Origin of the sequence: Streptomyces sp. NPDC016640 (assembly GCF_043076215.1) — a bacterium.
Taxonomy (GTDB): domain Bacteria; phylum Actinomycetota; class Actinomycetes; order Streptomycetales; family Streptomycetaceae; genus Streptomyces.
Window position 1 is genome coordinate 29,307 of sequence record NZ_JBIBRG010000022.1, and the last position, 24,702, is coordinate 54,008.

The 24,702-nt window shown below is 72.5% G+C and carries 17 protein-coding genes and 3 pseudogenes; 10 read left to right on the forward strand and 10 right to left on the reverse strand.

What is annotated here, in order from left to right; genetic code table 11:
- Positions 1-333: 333 nt before the first annotated feature.
- A complete protein-coding gene (locus ACF07S_RS31780) occupies positions 334-1,305 on the reverse strand; it encodes a DUF2510 domain-containing protein (RefSeq protein WP_391975754.1) in 972 nt (323 codons plus the stop codon).
- A 284-nt stretch (positions 1,306-1,589) separates the two neighbouring features.
- Between ACF07S_RS31780 and ACF07S_RS31785 the strand changes: the two genes are divergently transcribed.
- Positions 1,590-4,274 carry an ATP-binding protein gene (locus ACF07S_RS31785; RefSeq protein ID WP_391975755.1) on the forward strand — a complete coding sequence of 895 codons (2,685 nt, stop codon included), beginning with the start codon at positions 1,590-1,592 and terminating at the stop codon, positions 4,272-4,274.
- 83 nt (positions 4,275-4,357) lie between these two features.
- Here the strand turns inward: ACF07S_RS31785 and ACF07S_RS31790 are convergent.
- Positions 4,358-4,584, reverse strand: a pseudogene (locus ACF07S_RS31790) (protocatechuate 3,4-dioxygenase subunit beta); the annotation flags it as partial.
- 29 nt (positions 4,585-4,613) lie between these two features.
- Between ACF07S_RS31790 and ACF07S_RS31795 the strand changes: the two are divergent.
- Positions 4,614-4,938 (forward strand): annotated as a pseudogene (locus tag ACF07S_RS31795) (MarR family winged helix-turn-helix transcriptional regulator); the annotation flags it as partial.
- 9 nt (positions 4,939-4,947) lie between these two features.
- Here ACF07S_RS31795 and ACF07S_RS31800 read toward each other — a convergent pair.
- The gene (locus tag ACF07S_RS31800; RefSeq protein WP_391975756.1) at positions 4,948-5,958 is read right to left on the reverse strand and encodes a DUF3048 domain-containing protein; all 1,011 of its coding nucleotides are present in this window, start codon (positions 5,956-5,958) and stop codon (positions 4,948-4,950) included.
- A gap of 199 nt (positions 5,959-6,157) precedes the next feature.
- Between ACF07S_RS31800 and ACF07S_RS31805 the strand changes: the two genes are divergently transcribed.
- The gene (locus ACF07S_RS31805; protein ID WP_391975757.1) at positions 6,158-7,348 is read left to right on the forward strand and encodes a zinc-dependent alcohol dehydrogenase; all 1,191 of its coding nucleotides are present in this window, start codon (positions 6,158-6,160) and stop codon (positions 7,346-7,348) included.
- Positions 7,349-7,765: 417 nt separating this feature from the next.
- Here the strand turns inward: ACF07S_RS31805 and ACF07S_RS31810 are convergent, their stop codons facing one another.
- A complete protein-coding gene (locus tag ACF07S_RS31810) occupies positions 7,766-9,967 on the reverse strand; it encodes an OmpL47-type beta-barrel domain-containing protein (protein ID WP_391975771.1) in 2,202 nt (733 codons plus the stop codon).
- Between the two features lie 23 nt (positions 9,968-9,990).
- Positions 9,991-12,498: a ThuA domain-containing protein gene (locus ACF07S_RS31815; protein ID WP_391975758.1), complete on the reverse strand. Its 2,508-nt coding sequence runs from the start codon at positions 12,496-12,498 to the stop codon at positions 9,991-9,993.
- Positions 12,499-12,698: 200 nt separating this feature from the next.
- On the opposite strand from ACF07S_RS31815, the gene ACF07S_RS31820 reads away from it, so the two are divergent.
- From ACF07S_RS31820 to ACF07S_RS31835, 4 genes and pseudogenes are all read left to right on the forward strand, one after another.
- A complete protein-coding gene (locus ACF07S_RS31820; protein WP_391975759.1) occupies positions 12,699-13,685 on the forward strand; it encodes a multicopper oxidase domain-containing protein in 987 nt (328 codons plus the stop codon).
- An 85-nt stretch (positions 13,686-13,770) separates the two neighbouring features.
- Positions 13,771-14,811: a LacI family DNA-binding transcriptional regulator gene (locus ACF07S_RS31825; RefSeq protein WP_391966886.1), complete on the forward strand. Its 1,041-nt coding sequence runs from the start codon at positions 13,771-13,773 to the stop codon at positions 14,809-14,811.
- Between the two features lie 27 nt (positions 14,812-14,838).
- Positions 14,839-14,946 (forward strand): annotated as a pseudogene (locus ACF07S_RS31830) (VOC family protein); the annotation flags it as partial.
- Positions 14,947-15,085: 139 nt separating this feature from the next.
- A complete protein-coding gene (locus tag ACF07S_RS31835) occupies positions 15,086-15,331 on the forward strand; it encodes a WhiB family transcriptional regulator (RefSeq protein WP_391966884.1) in 246 nt (81 codons plus the stop codon).
- A gap of 26 nt (positions 15,332-15,357) precedes the next feature.
- On the opposite strand, the gene ACF07S_RS31840 is transcribed toward ACF07S_RS31835, so the two are convergent.
- Entirely contained in the window at positions 15,358-16,287 is a 930-nt protein-coding gene (locus tag ACF07S_RS31840; protein WP_391975760.1) for a LysR family transcriptional regulator, read from the reverse strand.
- A gap of 114 nt (positions 16,288-16,401) precedes the next feature.
- On the opposite strand from ACF07S_RS31840, the gene ACF07S_RS31845 reads away from it, so the two are divergent.
- Together ACF07S_RS31845 and ACF07S_RS31850 are read left to right on the forward strand one after the other, a co-directional pair.
- Entirely contained in the window at positions 16,402-16,929 is a 528-nt protein-coding gene (locus ACF07S_RS31845; RefSeq protein ID WP_391975772.1) for a DapH/DapD/GlmU-related protein, read from the forward strand.
- Positions 16,930-17,031: 102 nt separating this feature from the next.
- The gene (locus tag ACF07S_RS31850; RefSeq protein WP_391975773.1) at positions 17,032-17,415 is read left to right on the forward strand and encodes a transposase; all 384 of its coding nucleotides are present in this window, start codon (positions 17,032-17,034) and stop codon (positions 17,413-17,415) included.
- A gap of 181 nt (positions 17,416-17,596) precedes the next feature.
- On the opposite strand, the gene ACF07S_RS31855 is transcribed toward ACF07S_RS31850, so the two are convergent.
- The 4 genes from ACF07S_RS31855 to ACF07S_RS31870 form a co-directional block, all read right to left on the reverse strand.
- The gene (locus ACF07S_RS31855) at positions 17,597-18,571 is read right to left on the reverse strand and encodes an acyl-ACP desaturase (protein WP_391966882.1); all 975 of its coding nucleotides are present in this window, start codon (positions 18,569-18,571) and stop codon (positions 17,597-17,599) included.
- A 211-nt stretch (positions 18,572-18,782) separates the two neighbouring features.
- On the reverse strand, positions 18,783-19,559 hold the full coding sequence (gene ddaH / locus ACF07S_RS31860) for a dimethylargininase (RefSeq protein WP_391975761.1): 777 nt from the start codon (positions 19,557-19,559) through the stop codon (positions 18,783-18,785).
- Positions 19,560-19,716: 157 nt separating this feature from the next.
- Complete coding sequence (locus ACF07S_RS31865; RefSeq protein WP_391975762.1) at positions 19,717-21,981, reverse strand: ATP-binding cassette domain-containing protein; 2,265 nt, start codon at positions 21,979-21,981, stop codon at positions 19,717-19,719.
- 10 nt (positions 21,982-21,991) lie between these two features.
- Entirely contained in the window at positions 21,992-23,617 is a 1,626-nt protein-coding gene (locus ACF07S_RS31870; RefSeq protein ID WP_391975763.1) for an ABC-F family ATP-binding cassette domain-containing protein, read from the reverse strand.
- Between the two features lie 314 nt (positions 23,618-23,931).
- Between ACF07S_RS31870 and ACF07S_RS31875 the strand changes: the two genes are divergently transcribed.
- Positions 23,932-24,618 carry a GPP34 family phosphoprotein gene (locus tag ACF07S_RS31875; RefSeq protein ID WP_391966878.1) on the forward strand — a complete coding sequence of 229 codons (687 nt, stop codon included), beginning with the start codon at positions 23,932-23,934 and terminating at the stop codon, positions 24,616-24,618.
- Positions 24,619-24,702 lie beyond the last annotated feature (84 nt).

The following is a 24,702-nucleotide window of genomic DNA, read 5'->3' on the forward strand; positions in this document are numbered from 1 at the left end:
GGGGACAGGGCCGGGGAGGCCGGCCGGCGGGACTGGGCCGGCGAAACACGGGCGTGACGCCCCGCGGTCCTGCGCATCGGCGTCGGCGCACAGCCGGCGCCCGCGCGCGTGCCGACGCCGGCCGTCCGGCGGCCACCTCCGCGACGGACGCAGGAGGGCGCCCGTGGGCCCGCCGCCCGGCGCGCCCACGGGCCGTCCCGCGATCCGCGCCCCCATGGGCACCGCGGCGGCCCGACCGCGCCGCACCGTGGGGACGGGGGCGGCGCTCACCCCGGCCGGGTGGGGCGGCCTCCGAGTAGAAGGGCGCCCCACCCGGCCGTCAGGTGCGGGGCGTCAGACGTCCTGACCGCTGCCGCCGCCCGACGACACCTCGATGCCCTCGGTGATCTCGTCGAGGACGGCCTCCTTCTGGTCGGTGTCCACGCCCAGGCGGACCACGACCATCTGCCGCGGCTGCGCGGGGGACGGGAAGGCGAGCGACTGCACGTACCCGTCGGACCCCTTGCTGGTGACCGCCTTCCAACGCACCAGATAACCCCTCTGACCTGCCACGGTCACGGCCCTGGACACGAGCACGTCGTGCGAGGTGATCTTCCCGTAGGAGTCGCCGCCGTAGCTCTCCTCGGCGTTGGCGGTGATGTCCGCCTTGGCGACCTCCTCGGCGGTGGAGCCCCGGGTGCCGAACGCCAGGGCGGGTGCCGAGTACGCCCCGCCCTTGGTGCAGGTCTTGGAGGTGTCGCCGGGGCAGTCGTAGGAGTCCTCCGACGTCACCGCGGCACCCACCTGCAGTTCCTGGCCGTACCACCCGTCCGGGATGGGCAGGCTGATCCCGCTCGTCCCGTCGGTGACCGACCCGCTCTCGATCCGCGGCGGCTCGGACGTGTCCGGCCCCGGCTCCTCACCGCCGGAGTCCCCGTCCGGGGTGCCGTCCCGCCCGTCCGGTGCCCCGCCGTCCCGCCCGCCCGGTCCCTGCGAGGCCGTCGTCCCCCCGTCGCCACCGCCGTCGTCCGTCAGCGCGTACACGCCCACGCCGATGCTCGCCAGCACGGCGACGGCCACCGCCACGGCTATCCCGTTCCGCAGCCGGTGCCCGCGCCCGGACGGCGCCGGAGCGGGATACGCCGGGTAGGCCGGATACGCCGGCCCGGCCGCCGTGCCCGGCGCCGGGGGGCCCCAGGCGGCGGCCGTCCCCGCCGGACGGACCTGACCCGTCCAGGCCGTGCCGTCCCACCAGCGCTCGGTGGCCGGTCCGTCATTCGTCTGCCCGGGGTCGGGGTACCACCCGGGGGGAGTCACCTGAGTCATGCCCCCACCGTATGAGGCATCGGTGAAAGCCGGATGAGAGCCCCACCCGCTCCCCGCCGCCCCCGGGCTCCCGGCTGCCGTCCGCTCGGTCCGGTGTTCCCCATCTCCCCACCGTGCGTGGGACGTCGGCCATCAAGCCCTCGGGTGGGGCGGCGCGTGGGCCGGCCCCCGTGCCCGGTGCCACCCGTCGCGGCAACACGTCCTCCCACCGGCCACCGCTCGGCCGACCGGAGGACTAGGCTCATGACCTGTACGTCATTCGGGCGACTCGGGGAGGTAGCGGGATGACGGAGGTACGGCCCCCGGCCGCTTCCTCGGCTGCCCTGTGGGAGCGCGACGAGGAGGTCGCCGCCCTCACACGGGCCGTCGACATCCTGTGCGCGGACCGCTCCTCACCGGGCGGCCTGCTGGTGCTGCGCGGCGAGGCGGGGAACGGCAAGACCGCGCTGCTGGCCGAGACCCGGCGCATCGCCGAACAGCGCGGCTGCACCGTGTGGTCGGCCCGCGGCGGCGAGACCCTGCGCTCCGTCCCGTTCAACGTCGTACGCCAGCTCCTCCAGCCCGCCCTGGTGTCGATGCCGCCGGAGGAGGCACGCGAGTACCTCGGCGACTGGTACGACATCGCCGGACCGGCCCTGGGCATAGCCGACCCCGGGGAGCGGCACCCCGACCCGCAGGGCGTGTGCGAGGGCCTGGTCGCCGCCGTACGCCGGCTGGCCCGCCGGGACTGGCCGCTGGTCCTGCTGATCGACGACGCCCACTGGGCCGACCAGGAGACCCTGCACTGGCTCGCCGCGTTCGCCGAACGGCTGGCCGACCTGTCCGTCCTCCTCGTGGTCGCCCGCCGGCCCGGCGAGATCTCCGGACCCGGCGCCCGGCACCTGGACGCCGTCGCCGCCGCGGCCGCCCACCCCGTGACCACCCTCAACGCCCTCACCCCGCAGGCCGTGGCCGGACTGACCCGCGCCACGCTGGGCGAGGACGCCGACGCCGCGTTCTGCCGCGAGGTGTGGGCCGTCACCGGCGGCAACCCCTACGAGACCGTCGAACTCCTCGCCAAGGTCCAGGACAGCGAACTCGAACCCGTCGAGGCCCACGCCGGCGAACTGCGCGAGCTGAACCGCTCCGCCCGCGGCGGCGGGCTCGTCGCCCGGCTGGAACAACTCGGCATAGACGCCACCCGGTTCGCCTGGGCCGCCGCCATCCTCGGCAGCGACATCACCGTCGACCTGGTGGCCCGGCTCTCCACCCTGCGCCACGACGACGCCGTCCGCTGCGCCGAACTCCTGCGCAGCGCCCGCATCCTCACCCCTCCCGACCCGGCGACCGGCCGCACCGCGGCCGCCGACCTCGAGTTCGTCCACCCCCTGATCGCCACCGCCGTCTACAACTCCATCCCCGACGCCCTGCGCCGTGCCATGCACGGCATCGCCGCCCGTATCGTCACCGACTCCGGACGCGGTGCCGCGGCGGCCGCCCGCCACCTCCTCGAAGTCCATCCGGACGACGACGAGGAACTCGTCCGGCAACTGCGCGAGGCCGCCCGGGAACACCTCGCCGTCGGCGCCCCGGACGCCGCCCGCCGCTGCCTGGAACGCGCCCTGGAGGAACCGCCCCGCCCCGAGGTCCACGCACAGGTCCTCCACGAACTGGGCCGTGCCGCCTTCCTCACCGCGCCCGCCCGCACCATCGGCCATCTGCGGGCCGCGCTCGGCATGCCCGGCCTCGACGGCGACCGACGCGTGGACGCTGTGGTCCGGCTCTCCCAGGCACTGCTGCACAACGACCAGATGGAGGAGGCCGTCCGCACCGTCGAGGCGGAGGCCGCCCGGCTCCCACCGGGCCCGGCCCGGATGCGGCTGCGCGCCGTGCAGTTCATGTGGGAGGGCCTGCACGCCGGCGAGGCCACCACCCCACGGCGCTCCGAGCGCCTCGCCGAACTCGCCGCCACCTGCACCGGGCGCGACAACTCCGAACGGGCGCTGCTCATCCTGCGCGGCTTCGACGCCATGATGCGCGGCGAGAACGCCGAGGAGGTCGCCGAACTCTGCGACCGTGCCCTCGTCAACGGCCGCCTCGCTCCCGGCCTCGGCTGGACCGACGGCGAATGGGGCGTCGAACTGCTGCTGATGGTGGCGAGCGCCTACGCCTACACCGACCGCCTCGACCGGGCCGAGAGCCTCTACAACGAGGCCCTGCGCGCCTACGAGACGGCCGGCTGGAGCGGCGGCCATCTCGCGCTGGCGCACGCCTACGTGGGTCTCGCGCACCGCAGGCGGGGCCGGCTGGAGGAGGCGGAGGCCGCGCTGCGCGAGTCCCTGCGCCTCGCCGAGCGGGTCGGCCGCGGACTGCCCCTGTACTGGACGGCCACCTGCAACCTCGTCGACACCCTGCTCGCCCGCGGCCACGTCGACCGGGCCTGGGAGGTCGCGCAGCGGCACGGCTTCGCACCGCCCTACCCGTCCACCGTCGTGCTGCCCGACCCGCGCTCCGTGCGCGGCCGGCTGCTGCTGGCCGTCGGCCGCACCGAGGAGGGCATCAACGAACTGGAGGCGGCGGAGAAGGCGGCCGCCGCACGCGGCCACCACAACCCCGTGCACGTCTTCGGCGCCGCCGACCTCGCCCGCGCCCTCGCCACCGAGGACCCCGCCCGCGCGGCCCGGCTGGCCGTCGACGTCCGCCGCAACGCCGAACGCTTCGGCACGGACACCGCCCTGGGAGAGGCCCTGCGCGTCGCCGCAGCCCTGGAGACCGGCCGGCGCGCCGTCCGGCTCGCCGCCCAGGCGGTCACCTACCTGGAGTCCTCGCCCTGTCAGTACGAACACGCCGCGGCCCGCGTCGAGTACGGCGTCCTCGCCCGCTCCGCGCCCGACCTGGAACGGGGCCTGGCACTGGCACGGTCGTGCGGCGCGGACGGCCTGGCGGAGCGGGCGCGGGCGGAGCTGGGGGCGGGTGTGGGGCCGCGATGACACCGGGCGCCCCCGGGGGTCACGGCGTGCCCCCGCCCTCCTCCGCCAGCACCCGCCGGGCCGTCGCGAACGCCGAGTTCGCCGCGCTCCCCGAACGCGGGGGAGTGCAGCTCCACGGTTCCGGGTCCTTGGCGACGTCGATGGCGACCGGCGGCTGCCGGGGACGGCGCAGCGCCGAGGAGCGGTACGGCGTATAGTCGCGGCGCGGACGGTGCTCGACGGGCGCGCCGCCGGCGACCCGCTTCCCGTACGCGGCGCGCTCGGCCGCCGTCTCCCGGTCGATGTCGGCCTGCGTCAGGGCGCCGGTCACGACAGGCCCTCCCGAGGGTGAGTTCGGCACCGGGCCTGGACCAGCGCACCGTCGGGGAGCGGGTCGGGCCCGGCCGGTCCACCATCGCCGAGGTGATCGGCCGGCTCATCCGGCGCGGGCTGCTGGACAAGGTCCGCGCCCCCCCAGGACGGCCGCCGCCTCCTGCCGGGCCTCACCGACGCCGGCGTGCGCGCCCACCGCAGGCCGACCGTGCGCACCGCACGCATGAACCAGGTCCTCCTGGCCCCGCTCGCCCCCGACGAGCAGGCGGTCCTCATGGATCTGATCCGGCGCGCGGCGGACGCGGCCGAGGACCTGCGCGATCCCGCCCCGCCCCTGGCCGCCCCGCGCTGACCGGGCCGCTCAGGGCGCCTTCACGAACACCACCCACACCTGACCGCGCGCGAAGTTCATCCGCTCGCCCCCCTCGGTGGTGAACGAGGTGCCGCCCTCGGCGGCCGGACGGCTCCACCTCGCCCCGTACGCCCGTCCGTCGCGCAGCACGGTGGCCTCTCCGGAACCCACCGTCTCGGTGTACGGGGTGGTGTTGCCGAGGAAGTCCCGGAAGGCGGAACCGCGCACGCTCACGTACTGCACGACGACCGTCGCGGGCGCCGCCCGCGCCCCCTCCGTGGTGAGCGCCGGGGCGCCGTCCATCGAGACCAGCCAGCGGTCGTGGGTGCCGGACCAGGTGAAGGTGAAGCGGGCCGCCGGGTAGCGCACCGTGAGGGCGTCCTCGGTCTCGCCGCCCGCGGGCGGCCGTCCGTAGGGGAAACCGGTGGTCAGGGAGGCCGGACCGGGCGGGCCGTCCATCAGCTGCCGGGGCCGCAGATAGAGGTTGTGCGGGGCCGGCCGGCCGGTGCCCCGGGCGTAGACGCCGGGCGCCGACTCCGGGGTCACCGCCTCCAGCGGCGCCCGGTCGATCAGCGGCAGCAGCTTGCCCTGGGCCCCGGAGAAGGCCAGCACCGGCCGGTCGAACTGGCGCAGCAGTTCCAGATCGGACTCACGGGCGCTGCGCACCGGCCCGACGGACTCGGGGAGCCGGGTCGCGTACACCGCCATCAGCCGGCTCAGCCCGCCCTCGACCTGTTCGACGTACACCACGTCCGCTTCCGTCAGGCCCGCGTGGGGCCGGGCCGTGCCGGCGTTGTCGATCTTCACGGCGAGCACCGGGGGGACCTGGGCCGGCCGTGTCCCGTCCGGCTCCCGGGGTTTCTCCGACGACTGCCGCGGCGCTCCGCGCCCGTCGTCGTCCGCACCGTCCGGCGTCGTGCAGCCCGCGGCCAGGGCGGCCGACATCACGGCCGCGAGGAGTACCCTCGCCCCCGCGCCGCACCGTGCTCGTGTCCCTCGTCCCGTGCCCACCGTCGCCACCGTGCCTGCCGCATGTCATCCGATGTCTTGATTGTGCGCTTGTCTGACGGTCACTGGCCATCGCCGACCGGAAGCGGTCCCACGCGGTGTGGTCCGCCGATCGGCCCGGCGACGCGCGGTTCGGCGGCCGGCCGCTCGGGTACCCGGACGCCCTGCCGCAGGAGCGGCACACCGGCCACCACGGAGGGAGCGGGCGGCGATGAGGGCACTGACCTGGCAGGGAAAGCGGGACGTACGGGTGGAGAACGTGCCCGATCCCCGGATCGAGGAGCCGACGGACGCGGTCATCCGCGTCACCTCCACCGGGTTGTGCGGATCCGATCTGCATCTGTACGAGGTCCTGACCCCGTTCATGACCCCGGGCGACATCCTCGGTCACGAGCCGATGGGGATCGTCGAGGAGGTCGGCGCGGCGGTGCCGGACCTCCAGGTCGGCGACCGGGTCGTGGTGCCGTTCCAGATTGCCTGCGGCAACTGCTGGATGTGCCTGACCGGACTGCCCACCCAGTGCGAGACCACCCAGGTCAGCGCCGAGGGCATGGGCGCCGCCCTGTTCGGCTACACCCGCCTGTACGGCGCGGTGCCGGGCGCCCAGGCCGAGTACCTGCGCGTCCCGCAGGCCCAGTACGGCCCGATCAAGGTCCCCGAGGGGCCGTCCGACGACCGGTTCGTCTACCTCTCGGACGTCCTGCCCACCGCCTGGCAGGCGGTCGCCTACGCCGGCGTCCCGCAGGGCGGCAGCGTCGCCGTGCTCGGACTCGGCCCCATCGGCGACATGGCCTGCCGGGTCGCACAGCTCAAGGGCGCCGGACAGGTCTTCGGCGTGGACCTGGTCCCCGAGCGGCTGCGCCGGGCGCGTGAACGGGGCGTGGAGACCTTCGACCTGCGCTCCTTCGACGACGAGAAGGAACTCGTCACCGCGATCCGCGACCGGACCGACGGCCGCGGCCCGGACGCCGTGATCGACGCCGTCGGCACCGAGGCGCACGGCAGCGCGGCGGCCCGCCTGGTGCAGAACGCCTCGGCGCTGCTGCCCCGCAAGCTGAGCGGCCCCATGGCGGAACGCTTCAGCGTCGACCGGCTCGCCGCCCTCCACACCGCGATCGAACTGGTGCGCCGCGGCGGCACCATCTCGATCGTCGGCGTCTACGGCGGCATGGCCGACCCGATGCCCATGCTCACCCTGTTCGACAAGCAGATCCAGATGCGCATGGGCCAGGCGAACGTACGCCGCTGGAGCGACGAGATCATCCCCTACCTCACCGACGAGGACCCGCTGGGAGTCGACGACTTCGCCACCCACCGCGTCCCGCTGAGCGAGGCACCGCACGCCTACGAGATGTTCCAGAAGAAGCGGGACGGCGCCGTCAAGGTGCTGATGCAGCCCTGACCCAGGGCCCGCCGGCAGCCGGGCCGTCTCGTGCGCCGCCCCGTCCGCCCGGGCCCCTCGGACGCCCCGTCGCCCCCGCCCGGTCCGCACGCCCCGACGCCCGCACTCCGGTCCCGGCGCCGCTGCGCCGGGGGGAGGCGGGTGCCGCGCATCCGCGGGACTTCGCTCTCGTGACCCTGCCCGCGCGCTTCGCCGGACCCGGCGACGTGCACGCGGACGACGTGCACGCGGCCGTGGACGATCACGCGTTCTCCCCGGCGCCCCTCCCCGGACTCCCTCGCCGTGACGAACACGGCCACGGTCCGGGCGGCCCGCCGCATCCGCCCGGGTGTCCGAAGACGCCGGGAGGACCCGGGCGGGTACGGCCGGGCCGGGTCAGGAAGCCGAAGCCGGCGGCTCCCTGACCCACCGGCTTCGTCAGGGCAGTTCCCTGATCCGGACGTCCCGGTACGAGACCACGTCCGTCGTGCCGTGCACCTGCAGTCCGATGTGGCCGGAGGCGAACCGCCGCCCGCCGGTACCCGGGTCGTCCGACCGCGGCGGCTCGAACACCTGGCCGCCGGTGTTGTCGAACTCGTTGATCAGCACGCCGTTGCGGTAGACCGAGTAGTGCTGGTCGACCACGCGGATCTCGTAGTCGTTCCAGGTGCCCTTCTGCGTCACGCCCGCACCGGCCAGGCCCACCCGGTCGAAGCCGTAGACCGAGCCGGTCTTGTACATGTCGCCGGTGGGCGAGTCGAACACCTGCACCTCGTGCCCGTACTTGATGGCGGCCCACTCCGGACGCGACTCCTCCGGATGGTCGTGGACCTGCGGGAACCGCACGAACACACCGGAGTTGGCGTTGCCGGTGCCCGGCGCGTCGTCACGCCACTGCAGCTTCAGCGAGAAGTCGCCGTACTTGCGCTCGGGGAACCACAGCATGCCGAGCCCCGGCCTGCTGGTGCCCGAGGTGATCGACCCGTCCGGATTCAGCGCGAACGAGCCACCGCCCACCTGCTCCCACTTGGCGAACGTCTCCGCGGTGCCGTCGAGGATCTTGCGGTAGCCGTCGGTCCGGCCGGGCTTGCCGATGCCGGACTGGCGGGCGGCCTGGTTGACGGCCCGGTACTCCCGCTTGTCGATGACCCCTTCCTTCCGCAGCGCGTCCAGGACGCCCGTCACGTGCTTCAGGAACAGTGCCTGCGAAGTCCACTCCTTCTCGTCCTCGATCAGCTCGCCGATCCGGCACCGGTTGTCGGTGACCCGGTTGGGCACGCCCGAGTCGACCGTGCCGACGATCACCGTCAGCCGCTCGTCGTACTCCGGGCAGTCGGGTGCGGGCACCCCGCCGTCCGCCACGACCGTGAAGCTCACCGTGAGCGACGCGGAGGTGTTGCCCGCCCTGTCGCTCGCCCGGTACGCCACGGTGTGCCGGCCGGCGCGGTCGACCACCACCGGCCCGGTGTACGCCAGGTAGGGACCGCCGTCCAGCGAGTACTCGATGCCGGCGACGCCGGATCCGTCGTGCCCGTCGGTGGCGCTGACCGTCACCGTGGCGTCGCCGACGTAGGCGCCGTCGGAGTTCCTGGTGCCCTCCACGGTCACGCCGGTCACCGGCGGGGTGGTGTCCCGCGGGGGAGCGGCGACGACCGTGAACTCCACGCTCTTGCCCGCCGCGGCGTTGCCCGCCCTGTCGGTGGCGCGGTAGCGCACGGTGTGCGTACCGGCCTGGTGGACCATCACCGGACCGGTGTACGGCTGCCAGGCGCCGCCGGCACCGATCGCGTACTCGATGGTGTTGACGCCGGAGCCGGTGTCCGACGCGGTGACGGTGACCGTCGCCATGTCGATGTAGTCACCGTCGGCGTTCTTCTCGCCGTCCACGGTCGCCGAGGTCTCCGGCGCGGTGGAGTCGTCGGACGGCGGCGGGACGACCGTGAACTCCACGCTCTTCCCGGCCGAGACGTTGCCCGCCTTGTCCAGGGCGCGGTAGCGCACCGTGTGGGTGCCGACCTGGTCGACGACGACCGGGGCGGTGTACGGCTGCCAGGCGCCGTCGGCACCGATCGTGTACTCGATCCGGTCCACGCCCGAGCCCTCGTCGGTGGCCTCGACCGCGACGCTCGCCGAACCGACGTACTCGCCCCGGGCGTTCTGCGTGCCGGTCACCTTCGCCGTGGCCTCGGGCGCGGTGGTGTCCTCACCACCGCCCTCGGTCACCGTCAGGATGCCCTGCATCTCGCCGTGGCCGGGGATGGTGCAGTGGTAGAAGTAGCGGCCCGGGGTGAGCGTCACCTCGGCGGTGTGCCTGCCGCCCCGGGCGTCGCTCGGGTTGGCCAGGATGTTCAGCTGGACGTCGTTGTTGAACTCCGGGTCGGAGGTCGCGAACGTCAGGGTGTGCGGCATTCCGGTGGTGTTGCCGGTGGCCACGCTGTTCTCGAAGACGATCGTCGCCGGACCGGCCACCGCGGTCGTCGGCGCGGAGGTGTACTCGGTGATGCTGTCGCCGGCGGTCCAGGTGAGCACCTGCGCCGCCGTGGTGCCGGGGGGGTCGGTGGTGCCGGTCTCGCCGGCCGCGGACGTCGCCGTCCGCGGACCGAGCACCATCAGCAGGGCGGCCAGCAGGGCGGCCCACATTCCGCGTTGCCGTATCACTGGTTTCACTCGGCCTTCCTCGCCAGCTGACCGGCGGCCGGGGTGGGCCCGCCGCCCGTGTAGGTGACCCGCCACAGCGCGGACGCGGCGTCGGAGGTGAAGAAGCCGCGGCCGTAGTCGAGGACGTACAGGGCGCCGTCCGGACCGAACTTCCAGTCCATCAGGTTCCTGATGCCGTCGTTGCCGACCGGCACGATCTCCTTCAGCGACTCCGAGTGCACCGGGAGACCGCCGTCGCCCTGCGTCCTCGGGTCCATGACCACCGCGTTGCGCGGCTGGTCGGCGTCGTAGAAGTCGCCGACGAACCACTTGCCGTCCCAGTACTCGGGCCACTTGACGTCACTGGCGCTGCCGGCGTCGTGGCGGTAGACCGGTCCGTTCATCGCGGCCTGCCCGCCGCCCTTGAGCCAGGGCAGCCGGTAAGCGGCCTCGTCCTGCTCGTACGACGGGACGCCGTTCCCGTCGCGCGGGAAGTCGGGGCCGCCGCCCTGCGGTGAGTACCAGATGTTGTTGCCGGTCACCGGCGGCAGGTTGACCAGACCGTCGTTGTTCGGCGACTCGTTCCTGGGGTGGTCGCAGTCGTACCAGCCCAGCGGCTTGGACGGATCGGGCAGGTTGCGGTCCCGGTAGGGCTGCTTGTTGCCCATGCAGTACGGCCAGCCGCGGTTGGACGCCTTGGTGATCACGGCGAACGTGTCGTACTTCGCCGGCCCCCAGGTCGTCGACGGGGCGCCGGCGTCCGGGCCGACCCACCCCGCGTAGAGGACGTCGGTCTTCTTGTCGACGGAGATGCGCGCCGGGTTGCGCACACCCATCACGTAGATCTCGCCGCGCGTCTTCCCGCCGCCCTCGGCGGTCTCCCTGCCGGTGAACAGATTGCCCTCGGGCAGCGTGTACGTGCCGTCCGGCTCCGGGTGGATGCGCAGGATCTTGCCGTTGAGGTTGTTGGTGTTGCCGGCGGTGCGGCGCGCGTCGGCGAAGGAGACGCCCTTGTAGTTGGGCTCGGGGTTGTTGCCCGAGTAACCGCCGCTGAAGCCACTGGAGTTGTTGTCACCGGTGGCGATGTACAGGTTGCCCTTGGAGTCCCAGGCCAGCCCGCCGCCCGCGTGGCAGCAGCTGTGGATCTGCACCGGCCACTCCAGCAGCACCTTCTCGCTGGCGAGGTCCAGCTTGTCGGTGGCCCGGTCGAGCGTGAAGCGGGAGACCCGCCGCTCGGCCATGCGCGTGTCCCGGTTGATCCCGGAGTGCGGCGTGTAGTGCAGGTACACCCAGCCGTTCTGCTCGAAGGCCGGGTCCAGTTCGATGCCGAGCAGGCCCTCCTCGACCTTCCTCAGCTCGTCGCCGCCTCCCTTGTTGCCGAAGACGGTGAGCGCCCCGGCGAGGGTGACCTTCTTCGTCTTCGGGTCGTAGACGTGGATCTCGCCCCTGCCCTTGCCGATGTCCGGGTCGTTCCAGTCGGTGACCACGGGCTGCGAGGCGTCGGCGCCGCCCCGGCCGATGTAGAGGACGCGGCCGTCGGGGGCGGTGACCAGGCCGTGCGGCTCGCCGATCTGGTCGTTCTGCCCCGGCTGGTTGGGCCGGGTGAGCCGCTCCGCCTCGTAGTTGCCGGTGATCGTCGCCTTGCAGTCGGCCCGGACGAGCCGGTTGGTCCACAGCAGGGCGCCGCGCAGATGGTCACGGAAGTCGGTCTCGTCGTACGACGACACCGTGCCGCCCATGCCGGTGTAGAAGGACCGGCCGCCGTCGTAGTCACGGCACCAGCTCACCGGGTGGTCCCAGCCGCCCGCGCCCGCACCGGGCGCGTAGGTCGACTCGCGCACCCTGGCGACCGTGTGCACCTCGCCGGACGGATCCTCCACCCAGTTCAGCCACTTGTCCGGGCGCTTCCACTCCAGCGGCAGGCCCTTGGTCGCCGGATGGGTCCGGTCGCCCACCTCGACGGTCGCCCGCTGCGCCTTCTCCGGGCTTGACGCCGGGCGGGCGCCGATGAGGCCGGTGAACCAGTCCGAGTAGGGTTCGGCGCGGGCCGCGTCGTGCAGGCCGACGAAGCCGCCGCCGGCCTCCATGTACGCCTCCAGGCCCGCCTCCTGGTCCGGGTCGAGGACGTCGCCGCCCCCGGTCAGGAACACGATGGTGTTGAAGCGGCCCAGCTTCCCGGCGTCGGTGAAGACCGAGGCGTCGCCGGTGGCGGTGACCTTGAACCGCTGGTCCGCTGGCCCGGACAGCCCGATCTTCTCGATCGCCTCGATCCCGGCGTTCACCAGGGGCGACTCGTCACCGCCGGCCGCGGAACCGTGGAACAGCAGCACACGCACGTTGGCGCCGCCCGGGGGCGACGTGATGGACATCGTTGTCAGGGGCGGATCCGGGGCCGGGCGCGCGCTGGCGGCGGGACCCGACAGCAGTCCGGCGGTGACGGCCCCGGTCGTCACGGCGGCCGCCCAGAGACGGCGTCTCGTTCCCGCCCTCCGTGGGCCCTTGGCGCTTTTCGTGCTCAACCCTCGCAAGTGCATGGGTTCTTGATGCGATGTGAACCGCATGTGGGCACCCACTCCTCCTCGGTCGCGGCAACAGCGTCAAGGAAGCTAGACCTCTTTGCGTCATTCGCCAATACCTATGGCCGCAATGAAACGAACTTTGTCCTGACTGTGGATAAACCAAAGGGTGCCCGCTACGGTTTCACAGGTTCATGACAGCCACGAGGGAGTTCGGCATGGACAGACGCGGTTTCAACCGACGGGTACTGCTGGGCGGCGCGGCCGTTGCGACATCGTTGTCCATAGCGCCCGAGGCGGTGAGCGCTCCGAAACCGGCGAGGACCGCGCCCGCCGGCGGCGAGGTGCGGCGCATCAGGATATACGCCGAGCGGCTGGACGGCGGACGGATGGGCTACGGCCTCGAGAAGGGCAAGGCGTCCGTCCCCGGCCCGCTGATCGAGCTCAACGAGGGCGACACGCTGCACATCGAGTTCGAGAACACCATGGACGTACCCGTGAGCCTGCACGTCCACGGCCTGGACTACGAGATCTCCAGCGACGGCACCAAGCAGAACAGGAGCGACGTCGCGCCCGGCGGCACCCGCACCTACACCTGGCGCACCCACCAGCCCGGCCGGCGGCCGGACGGCACCTGGCGGGCGGGCAGCGCGGGCTACTGGCACTACCACGACCACGTCGTCGGCACGGTGCACGGCACCGGTGGCATCCGCAACGGGCTGTACGGACCGGTGATCGTGCGGCGCAAGGGCGACGTCCTGCCCGACGCGACGCACACCATCGTCTTCAACGACATGACGATCAACAACAAGCCCGCCCACACCGGCCCGGACTTCGAGGCCACCGTGGGCGACCGCGTCGAGTTCGTCTCGATCACGCACGGCGAGTACTACCACACGTTCCACCTGCACGGTCACCGCTGGGCGGACAACCGCACCGGCATGCTGACCGGCCCCGACGACCCCAGCCAGGTCATCGACAACAAGATCTGCGGCCCGGCGGACTCCTTCGGCTTCCAGGTGATCGCGGGAGAGGGCGTCGGGGCGGGCGCCTGGATGTACCACTGCCACGTCCAGAGCCACTCCGACATGGGCATGGTCGGGCTGTTCCTGGTGAAGAAGCCGGACGGCACGATCCCCGGGTACGACCCGCACGAGCACGCGCACGGGGAGGCGCCCACGGAGGACCACGAGCACGGGCACTGACGCACCGGGCGTGATCCGAGAGCGCTCTCGCCGGCCGGCGGGCCGGGGCTATCCTTTCCGGCAGCCGCAGGTGAGGAGCCCCGAAGTGACCGAGACAGTGCCACGCCCCACCCTGGAGGCCGTGGCCGCGCGGGCCGGTGTCTCCCGGGCCACGGTCTCCCGCGTGGTCAACGGCTCCGACGGAGTACGCGAATCCCTGGCCGAACGGGTCCGGCGGGCGGTGGAGGAACTGGGGTACGTACCCAACCAGGCGGCGCGCAGCCTGGTGACGAAGCGGCACGACGCCGTCGCCGTCATCGTCGCCGAACCGGAGACCCGGGTCTTCTCCGACCCCTTCTTCGCCCGGCAGCTGCGCGGCATCAGCAAGGAGCTGACCGCCCATGACAACCAGCTCGTCCTGCTGCTCACCGAGGACCGCGACGACCACGTCCGGGTCGGCCGCTACCTGGCCGGCGGCCATGTCGACGGCGCGCTGGTGTTCTCCCTCCACATCGACGACCCGCTGCCCGAACTGATCCAGCGGGCCGGTCTGCCGACGGTGTTCGGCGGCCGGCCCGACTGGAGCGGCGGCCGAGGCGGTGTCGTCTACGTCGACAGCGACAACCGGGGCGGCGCCCGTGACGCCGTACGGCATCTGCTCGGCCTCGGCCGGAGCCGCATCGCGCACATCACCGGCGCCCTCGACCAGACCTCCGCGGTGGACCGGCTCGACGGCTTCCGCGACGTCATGGTCGACACCGATCCCCGGCTGGTCGTGCAGGGCGACTTCACCCCGGCGGGCGGCGAGGCGGCGATGCGGGAACTCCTCGACCGCTGCCCCGGCCTGGACGCGGTGTTCGCCGCCAACGACGTCACGGCGGCCGGTGCCCTGCGCGTGCTGCGCGAGCACGGGCGGCGGGTCCCGGAGGACGTGGCGGTCGTCGGCTTCGACGACATGCTGCCGATCGCCGAACAGACCGAACCGCCGCTCACCACGGTCCGCCAGGACATCGAGGAGATGGGCCGGCTCATGGCCCGCCTCCTGCTGCGCGGCCTCGACCGCACCGTCGCGCGGGAGGAGAACGTGGGCGGCGCCCCGTCCAGCGTGATCCTGCCGACGACGCTGATCAGGCGCGCGTCCGCGTAGGCCCCGGGCGCCGCGTCGCACCACGCCGTCCGGATGCCCGCCACGTCCCTCGCCGGTGTCGGCCGGCCGGCCCGCCTGGAGGACCCGTACGGCGCCCGGTTCGCCGTACTCCGGGGCGATCCGCGCCGGACCTGAACACCGGCGCGCCGCCGTGCGCACCGGGTCACCCGGCGTCATCATCGAGCGGTCGCGGCAGACCTCCGCGGCGCGCGGCGGCCGCCGCGTTGATTCCGCGTTGATCGAACGTTTTTCGCCGCCCGGCACGCTTCCGGCCATGCACATCCACACAGTCCCGTCGCCCGACCTCGCCTGGCAGGAAGAGGCACTGTGCGCGCAGACCGGAGGCGACTTCTTCTTCCCGGAGCCCGGTAGTTCGGTCCGCGAGGCCAAGCGCATCTGCGGTCTCTGCCCGATCCGCGCCATCTGCCTCGAATACGCCCTGACCCATGACATGCGCTTCGGCGTCTGGGGCGGCCTGTCGGAGAAAGAACGCCTGGAACTGCGGCGAGCGAGTCGCTAGGCGTGTCCGTCGATTCGGTCGTCCGGTCAGCGGGCTACCCAGTCCGGTGCCCACACGTCGTACGGGGTCCGCGGGCGTGCAGTGCGCAGATGGTCGCGTAGCGCGGTCAGCACAGGGTGCTGGTCTCCGCTGCGAAACAGCAGCACGTGCGGGTAGACCGGGGTCGGGTCGTGCAACGGGACGCGCCGCAGGTCGTGGGTCTGGGGCCACAGGTACCGGTCCCCGCTGCCGACGAGGGTGGCCAGCGAGGCCGAGTCGGCCAGAGCGTCCATCAGGGCCTCGTCACCGAAGTTGGGGCCGAGCGCGTCGATGCTCAGGCCGAAGGCCTCGGACAGTGCCTGGTAGAACGCTGCCCACTCCGTGCTCGGCCTGATCCCGGGGATCCAGATGCGGTGACCGCCCAGGTCCGCAGGACTGACCCAGGGCACGTCAGCCAGCGGGTGGCCGGGTCCGATCAGGAGCTCCAGGGGTACGTCCAGAAGTCGTTCGGCGCTGATCCCGGCCGGGACCTGGTCTGCCGGCAGGGCACGGAAGGACGCGTCGACGGTCCCTTCGAGCACCGCCTGGGCGGCCTGGGCGGCGTTTTCCTTGCTCAGCGTGACCGCGTCCAGGTGCGTCCCGGGGTGGGAGCGGTAAAACCGGTAGACGGCCTGGGCCGGGGAGATGCGCCGATTGAGGACATCGACGCGCAAGGGACGGCTTCCGGGGCGTACGGCCTGCTCGGCCTGCTCGACGGCCGTCAGGACCTTCTTGGCGTGCGGCAAGAGGACCTGCCCGTCCAGGCTCAGCCGGGAGCCTCGGGACGTCCGCACCAGAAGTGTGACCTCGATGTGCCTCTCCAGGGCCGCGATCCGCTTGGAGACCGCCTGCTGGCTGATCCCCAACTCGTCGGCCGCAGCCTGGAACTGGCCGGCCTCGGCGACGGCCACGAACGTCCGCAGTGCTTCGACATCCACACTTCCACCCTACTTCCACAACCATTGGTTGTGTCTGGTGTGGTGCGGGGTTGTTTGATCAAGCGTTCCGCGCGGTGGTGGGATCAGCGCATGTCTACCCGTACAGAGCAGGTCATGTATGTCCGGACGCCTGAGTTCGCGCGTCATGCGGAGCGGATCGTGGAGGTGACCGATGCGACATCTCGACTGAACGTGCTTCCGTTTGGCGACAGCGAAGGTCGCGCGGAACTACTTTCTGTTGTGTTCGGTGGCCCGCTGCCGGAGTCGGTGGTGATCTACCCGCCGTTCTTCACCGAGCATGGGCTCAACACGACGTTCGGGGAGAACGTCTTCGTCAACCAGGGATGCACCTTCATGGACAAGGGAGGCATCCGTATCGGGAACGACGTCATGATCGCCCCGAAGGTCAGCCTCATCACCGGAGGCCATCCACTCCACCTGGCCGAGCGCCGCGAGTACCTCTCCTTCGCCCCGATCGTCATCGAGGACGACGTCTGGATCGGGACGGCTGCCGTGATCACGCAGGGGGTGACCATCGGCGCCGGTGCGGTGGTCGCTGCCGGTGCGGTGGTCACTCGTGGTGTTCCTGGCGGCACCGTGGTCGCGGGAGTGCCCGCCCGGGTGATCAAGACGATCGACTGAGCCCGGCCGGGCCGCCGGCCCGGCTGCGCAGCACCTCTGCGGTCTGATCCTGATGCCTCGTAACGCCCGGCCGACCGGCAGCGGGACCGCACCCGGCCTCTGCTGCCCTCCAGCACCGGTCGTCGCGGCAGGCCGTGGGCCGATCACCGCTGCGTTGCGGAGGCGATCGTCTACCGGTACCGCACCGGTATTCCTTGGCGAGACATCCCAGCCGGGTTCGCATCCTGGAAGACCGCGTGGGCCCGCCACGGCGGCTGGGCCGCCGACGGGACCTGGGACCGCGTACTCGGCGTCCTGCTCGTCCGCGCGGACGACGGCGGGCTGATCGACTGGCGGGTGGCGTGGATCCTGCCATCACCCGGGCCCACCAGCACGCCACCAACACCCGCCGCCCCGAGAAGTGCCGGGCCACAGCCCAAGGACAGGGCCTCGACGGCCGCCGAGAGCCCGCCGGGCACGCGCTCGGCCGTCCCCGCGGCAGGTTGACCACGAAGATCCACCACGCCGCGGACGGTCAGGAGCGACCGCTGGCCGTCGTCGTGACGCCCGGGCAGGCGCACGACGGCCACTCCCCGTCGTTGCTGCCGGGCGACCTGCGAGTCCTCAGGACCGGAGCAGGCCGCCCGCGCACGACCCCGGCCATGCTGCTCGGGAACAAGGCATGCGTTCAGCCGGCGGCGCGGGCCGCCATCCGGGCCTTGCGGGCCGCCAGCTTCTCGTCGAACTTCGACGCCTCCGCGTCCAGGCCGCTCATGTACATGCCGAGCTCCTCCTGCGCCTTGAGCCCGTCCGGGCCCAGGCCGTCGATCTCCATGACCTTCAGGAAGCGCAGCACCGGCTGGAGGACGTCGTCGTGGTGGATGCGCATGTTGTAGACCTCGCCGATGGCCATCTGCGCGGCCGCCCGCTCGAAGCCGGGGATGCCGTGGCCGGGCATCCGGAAGTTCACGACGACATCGCGCACCGCCTGCATCGTCAGGTCCGGGGCGAGCTCGAACGCCGACTTGAGGAGGTTGCGGTAGAAGATCATGTGCAGGTTCTCGTCGGTCGCGATGCGGGCCAGCATGCGGTCGCAGACCGGGTCGCCGGACTGGTGCCCGGTGTTGCGGTGCGAGATGCGGGTGGCCAGTTCCTGGAAGGCGACGTAGGCGATCGAGTGGAGCATCGAGTGCCGGTTGTCCGACTCGAAGCCCTCACTCATGTGCGCCATGCGGAACTGCTCCAGCTTGTCCGGGTCCACCGCGCGCGAGGCGAGCAGGTAGTCCCGCATCACGATGCCGTGGCGGCCCTCCTCGGCCGTCCAGCGGTGCACCCAGGTGCCCCAGGCGCCCTCCCGGCCGAACAGCGTGGCGATCTCGTGGTGGTAGCTGGGCAGGTTGTCCTCGGTGAGCAGGTTCACCACGAGCGCGATCCGGCCGACCTCGGTGACCTTCGACTGCTCCTTGTCCCAGGCCTCGCCGTCCTCGAAGAAGCCGGGGAAGTTGCGGGCGTCGCTGAAGGGCACGTACTCGTGCGGCATCCAGTCCTTGGCGACCTGCAGATGCCGGTTGAGCTCCTTCTCCACCACTTCCTCCAGTGCGTACAACAGCCGCGCGTCGGTCCAGACGGAGGGGCTGCCGAGGTGGGAAGAAGCAATCGTCACGGGTGACTCCAGAAAACGGCGACATGGGGAGGTGCCGGCGAGCGGGGCCGGGTACCTACGGAATCGTAGGCTACGAACCCGTAGGTTACGTAGCCGTAGGCTAAGGGTGCTGTAAAGACCGCTGATCAGTGGGTTCTCCCCGGAGTGTCGTCCGGGCCGCCGGCCGCCCGGAGCCGCAGGTCGCCGAGCCGCACGGGGGAGGGAACCCGGGTCAGGCGTACAGATCCCGCAGACGCACCGAGAGGCATGTCACACACCCCTCGAGCTTCTCGAACTCGCCGATGTCCACCGGGACCGGCTCGTATCCGAGGTCCGCGAACAGCTCCGCGGTCCTCGGCGCGCTCGCCGCCATCAGCAGCCTGTCCCCGCCGAGCAGCACCACATGCGCCCCAGACTCCTCGGGCACCGGCAGCAGGCGGGGGAACAGCGACGGCGCGTCCATGGCCGGGACGTGCCCGATGGCCGTCCCGTCCGGCAGGGCCGTGACCGCCGACTTCAGGTGCAGCACCTTGGTCACCGGCACGGCGACCACCCGCGCCCCCAGCGGCTCGAACGCCGCCCGCAGCTGCTGCACCCCGGCCGCGTTGGTGCGCCCGCCGCGGCCCACGTAGACGGTGTCGCCGACCTTGAGGACGTCGCCGCCGTCCAGCGTGCCCGGCTCCCAGACCCAGTTCACCGAACAGCCCAGGGACGCCACCGCCTCCTCCACCCCGACCGCCTCCGCGCGCCGGGACTCGGCGCCGGACCGGGCGATCAGCGCCACGTTCCGGTACATCACCACCGTGTCCTCGACGAACACCGAGTCCGGGCAGCCGTCGGCCGGCTCCACCTCGATCGTCTCCCAGCCGTGGGCGCGCAGCGTTTCCGTGTACGCCTCCCACTGCTCCACCGCGCGGTCGACGTCGACACGGTCCCGCTCGCCGTGCGTCACCGGTCCTTCGGCCGGTCGGAGGGCGGGGCGGCGGACGAGGGCCTTCTTGCTGGGCACGAGGGTGACTCCCTATCGCATGGGGCAGGTGCCGGCCGGTCCGGGGCCGGCCGGGAAGCGGCCTGCCTCCCTCCGGCGCCGGAGCAGCCATCATGCAGTGCGCATCCGGACCGGGCCACCCTCCGGCGGCGACCGGACGGATCACCGGTGGCGGTCCTCACCCGCAGGCCCTGCGCAGATACTGCCCCGTGAAGGACCCCTCGGCCTCGAGCAACCCGGCCGGTGTGCCCTCGAAGACCACCCGTCCGCCGTCCCTGCCGCCGTCCGGACCGAGGTCGATCACCCAGTCGGCGCGGGCGACGACGTTCAGATCGTGCTCGACGACGATCACGGTGTTGCCCGCGTCCACGAGCCGGTCCAGCAGGGCGACGAGGCCGTCCACGTCCGCCATGTGCAGCCCGGTGGTCGGCTCGTCGAGCACGTACACCACGCCCTTGCGGTGCAGCCGGGTGGCCAGCTTGACGCGCTGGCGCTCGCCGCCGGACAGGGTGGACAGCGACTGTCCCAGTGTGAGGTAGGTGAGACCGACCTCCCGCAGCGCGCGCAGCCTGCGCCGTACGCCGGTGTCGTCGAAGAAGTCCAGCGCCTGCTCGGCCGTCATGCCCAGCACGTCGGCGACGGAGCGGCCGCCGACGGTCAGCCGGAGCACCTCGTCCTTGAAGCGCCGCCCCTCGCAGGCGGGACACGTCGTCGTCACCGGGTCCATGAAGGCGAGATCGGTGTACATGATCCCGCGGCCCCCGCAGGTCCCGCAGGCACCGTCGGAGTTGAAGCTGAACAGCCCCGGCTCGGCCCCCGTCTCCCGCGCGAAGATCTTCCGCACCGTGTCCATGATCCCGAGATACGTCGCCGGGGTGGACCGCGCGGAGATGCCGATCGAGGACTGGTCGACCACCACGGCGTCGCCGTGGGCGGCGGTGAACTCGGCGACCAGTGTGCTCTTGCCCGAGCCGGCGACGCCCGTCACGGTGGTGAGCACCCCGGCCGGGAAGCGCACCGTGACCTCGCGCAGATTGTGCCGGCCGGCCCCCTTCACCCACAGCTCGCCCGCCGCCTCCCGCACCGTGTCCTTGACGGCCGTACGCCGGCCCAGGCACCGCCCCGTCAGGGTGCCCGAGGCGGCCAGCTCCCGCGGTGTCCCCTCGAACACCACCCTGCCGCCCTCGGTGCCCGCCCCCGGACCCATGTCGACGACATGATCGGCCAGGGCGATGACGCCGGGATCGTGCTCCACCACCAGCACGGTGTTGCCCTTGTCGCGCAGCCGCAGCAGCAGCTCACCGAGCCGGTGCACGTCGCGCGGATGCAGTCCCACGCTGGGCTCGTCGAAGATGTACGTCATCCCGGTCAGGCTCGACCCGAGGTGGCGCACGGTCTTCAGCCGCTGCCCCTCGCCGCCCGAGAGGGTGGCCGTCTCCCGGTCGAGGCTGAGGTAGCCGAGGCCGATGGTCTCGATCCGCTCCAGGGCGGCGACGGCGGCCCCGGCGATCGGCCGGGCCACCGGGTCGTCGATCTCCCGCAGTACGGCGATGAGGTCGGTGACCTGCATCCGGGCGCAGTCGGCGATGGACCGGCCGCCGATCCGGGACGCCAGCGCCGCCTCGTTGAGCCGGGCGCCCCGGCAGACCGTGCAGACCCCCTCGGTCAGGAACTCCCGCACCGTGTCCCGGGTCCGCTGGCTCATCCCCGCCAGGTCCCGCTTCAGGTACAGCCGCTCGAAACGGTCGGCGAGGCCCTCGTACCCGGTGGTCCAGGTGCCGCCCGGGCCGCTCACGGCGACCTTGCTGCCGGGGCGTCCGCGCATCAGGAACTCCCGTTCGGCGCGGCTGAATTCACGCACCGGTTTGTGCGGGTCCAGCTCGTCGCTGTTGGTGTACGTCTGCCCCTGCCAGGTGCCCGCCGCGAACGGCGGGAAGCGGACCGCCCCCTCGGCGAGGGAGCGGTCCGCGTCGAGGATGCGGTCCCAGTCCGGCCGTACGGCCCGGCCCAGCCCGTCGCACTCGCGGCACATGCCCGACGGGTCGTTGAACGAGTACGCCGTCGCCGGCCCGGCACCGGGTGTGCCGTGCCGGGAGAACAGCACCCGCAGCACCGGGTGGACGTCCGTCATCGTGCCGACCGTCGACCGGGAGTGGCCGCCGACGGGCCGCTGGTCGACGACGATCGCGGGCGTCAGGTCCTCCAGGGCCTCCGCGCGTGGCCGTTCGTACTTGGGCAGCCGGCTGCGGACGAACCAGGTGAACGTCTCGCCCAGCTGCCGCTGCGACTCGACCGCGATCGTGTCGAAGACGACCGACGACTTCCCCGACCCCGAAACGCCGGTGAACACGGTCAGCCGGCCCTTCGGGATGCGGAGTGTGACGTCCTTGAGGTTGTTCTCCCCGGCTCCGGTGATGGTGATGAACTCGCTGGCGTGGCTCATGCCCCCGACGCTAGGCGGGATACCCGACAGCTTCCGGCGTGATTTCGCTCAGTTCTCCCTCCTCCATCAGCAGCCACCGGGTGATGCCGATCGACTCCAGGAACGGCAGATCGTGACTGGCCACGATCAGGGCTCCCTGGTACGAACCCAGCGCCGTGGTCAGCTGCCGGACGCTGGCCATGTCGAGGTTGTTGGTCGGCTCGTCCAGCATCAGCAGCTGCGGCGCGGGCTCCGCCAGCATCAGTGCGGCCAGCGCCGCCCGGAACCGCTCGCCGCCGGAGAGCGTCGCCGCCCTCTGATCGGCCCGGGCGCCCCGGAACAGGAAGCGGGCGAGCCGGGCCCGGATCCGGTTGTCGGTGGCGCCCGGCGCGAACCGGGCCACGTTCTCGGCGACGGTCAGCTCCGCGTCGAGGACGTCGAGCCGCTGCGGCAGGAAGCGCAGCGGAACGTGCGCCGTGGCCTCGCCCGACACCGGCTGGAGCTCCCCGGCGACGGTGCGCAGCAGCGTCGTCTTGCCCGCGCCGTTGCGTCCGATCAGCGCGATCCGCTCCGGGCCCCGCAGATCGAGGCCGCCGTTCACCCGGGCGCCGTACGCCAGCTCCAGGTCCACGAGCGTGAGGACGCCGCGACCCGGCGGTACGGCCGTGTACGGCAGGTCGACGCGGATCTCGTCGTCGTCCCGTACGGCCTCCACCGCCTCGTCGAGGCGTTCCCTGGCCTCGGTGAGCTTCTCCTCGTGCATGACGCGGTGCTTGCCCGCGGACTCCTGCGCCGCGCGCCTGCGCGCCCCCATGACGATCTTCGGTTCGCGTTTCTGCTCGAACATTTTCTGCCCGTACCGCTTGCGCCGGGCCAGTTTCACCTGGGCGTCGGCCAGTTCGCGCTTCTGCTTGCGCAGGTCCGCCTCGGCGACCCGCACCATGCGCTCGGCCGCCTCCTGTTCCACGGCCAGGGCCTCCTCGTAGGCCGAGAAGTTGCCGCCGTACCAGGTGACCTCCCCGGCGCGCAGATCCGCGATCCGGTCGACCAGGTCCAGCAGTTCACGGTCGTGGCTGACCACGACCATGACCCCCGGCCAGCCCTCGACGGCCGCGTACAGCCGCCTGCGGGCGTACAGGTCGAGGTTGTTGGTGGGCTCGTCGAGCAGCAGCACGTCCGGGCGGCGCAGCAGCAGCGCGGCCAGCCGCAGCAGCACCGACTCGCCGCCGGACACCTCGCCGACGGTGCGGTCGAGACCGATGTGCCCGAGGCCGAGTCCGCCGAGCGCGGCCAGGGCACGCTCCTCGACGTCCCAGTCGTCGCCGACCGTCTCGAAGTGCTCCTCGGCCACGTCGCCCGCCTCGATGGCGTGCAGCGCGGCCCGCCGTGCGGCGATGCCGAGCGCCTCGTCGACCCGGAGCGCGGTGTCCGGCGTCACGTTCTGCGGCAGGTACCCCACCTCGCCGGACACCTTCAGGGTGCCGTCGGCCGGGGTGAGTTCACCGGCGATCAGCTTCAACAGGGTCGACTTGCCTGATCCGTTGACGCCGACGAGGCCGGTGCGGCCGGAGCCGAAGGCGACGTCGAGGCCCTCGAAGACGGGGCGGCCGTCGGGCCAGGTGAAGGAGAGGGACGTACCGGTGATGGATGCGGTCATGCGGGCCTCCGCGGTTGCTCGGGACGGTGAGGGGCACACGCGTATCGAGACACCGCGAGACGACGACCGGCAGCCGGGAGGGAGGTCCTGGGCAGGGGAGGAGCCCTGCTCCGCAGGAACCACGAGGACGGCTCGAACGCCGAGGTCGCACGCGACGTACACACCTGAAAGGCGTGACGCGGTGTCTCAGAACCTCAGACGAGCAACGTCCTTCTCCCATCGACGGCAACAGAACCGCTGCAAACCGTACGAGAGGCCGGATCGGCCGTCAACGCCTTTACCGGATCACGATGTCACTGCCCCGAGGAGGCCTCGTGCCCAACGGCCCGCTCCCGCTGCCCGCCCGCCTCTACCTGCTGGCCTGGGACACCGCGCGACGGGAGGTCCTCGAACCCGCCCGGCTGCCCCTTCTGGTGCGTGCCGGTGCCCTCGCCGAGCTGGCCCGGCGCGGTCTGCTGACCGACGACGAGGGCATCGCCACACCGCTCGACCTGGACTCCCGTACCGGCGACGCGGTCCTCGACGGGCTGCTGGAGCTGGTCAGCGAGTCCTTGCCGCACGACTGGCACACCTGGGTGAGGCTGCGGGCGCGCCACACCCTCGACGCGGTGCGCGAACAACTGGTGGCCGAGGGGGTGCTGCGCGCCGAGCGGCGGCGGGTCCTGTGGGTGTTCCCGTCCGTGGAGCACGTCCTGGCCGACACCGTCCGCGTGGACGCCCTGCACAGGGAGGCCCGGCTGATCCTCGACGGGCCCGCGCCGCCCGAGACCTTTCCCCGGCCGGCCGCCACCGCCGTCGCCCTCGCGGCCGCGGCGGGCCTGCTGCCGGGCGCGGACGGGCGGCGCGTCGAACAGCTCCTCCGGCGCGCCGGGTCGCCCGCCCCCGCCCTCGACGGGATCACCAGTGCCCTGCGGACCACGCCGGCGGAGTCCGCACCGGTGCCCTCCGCCCGGCGGACGGGGGTGCCGCCGGGGGGCACCCGCGCCCCGAAGAGCGCATGAGGAGAACCGTGCCCCCGGGGGGTGCATGAAGGCGGTGACAGAGGTCACTCGCCTCCCGGATACACGGATTGGCTCATTCCGTCG

Excerpts from the sequence above, each read along its gene's own strand:
- ACF07S_RS31780 (WP_391975754.1), bottom strand. The coding sequence starts at position 1,305 with ATGACTCAGGTGACTCCCCCCGGGTGGTACCCCGACCCCGGGCAGACG.
- ACF07S_RS31785 (WP_391975755.1), top strand. The coding sequence starts at position 1,590 with ATGACGGAGGTACGGCCCCCGGCCGCTTCCTCGGCTGCCCTGTGGGAG.
- ACF07S_RS31805 (WP_391975757.1), top strand. The coding sequence starts at position 6,158 with ATGAGGGCACTGACCTGGCAGGGAAAGCGGGACGTACGGGTGGAGAAC.
- ACF07S_RS31810 (WP_391975771.1), bottom strand. The coding sequence starts at position 9,967 with ATGTGGGCCGCCCTGCTGGCCGCCCTGCTGATGGTGCTCGGTCCGCGG.
- ACF07S_RS31815 (WP_391975758.1), bottom strand. The coding sequence starts at position 12,498 with ATGCACTTGCGAGGGTTGAGCACGAAAAGCGCCAAGGGCCCACGGAGG.
- ACF07S_RS31820 (WP_391975759.1), top strand. The coding sequence starts at position 12,699 with ATGGACAGACGCGGTTTCAACCGACGGGTACTGCTGGGCGGCGCGGCC.
- ACF07S_RS31835 (WP_391966884.1), top strand. The coding sequence starts at position 15,086 with ATGCACATCCACACAGTCCCGTCGCCCGACCTCGCCTGGCAGGAAGAG.
- ACF07S_RS31845 (WP_391975772.1), top strand. The coding sequence starts at position 16,402 with ATGTATGTCCGGACGCCTGAGTTCGCGCGTCATGCGGAGCGGATCGTG.
- ACF07S_RS31865 (WP_391975762.1), bottom strand. The coding sequence starts at position 21,981 with ATGAGCCACGCCAGCGAGTTCATCACCATCACCGGAGCCGGGGAGAAC.
- ACF07S_RS31870 (WP_391975763.1), bottom strand. The coding sequence starts at position 23,617 with ATGACCGCATCCATCACCGGTACGTCCCTCTCCTTCACCTGGCCCGAC.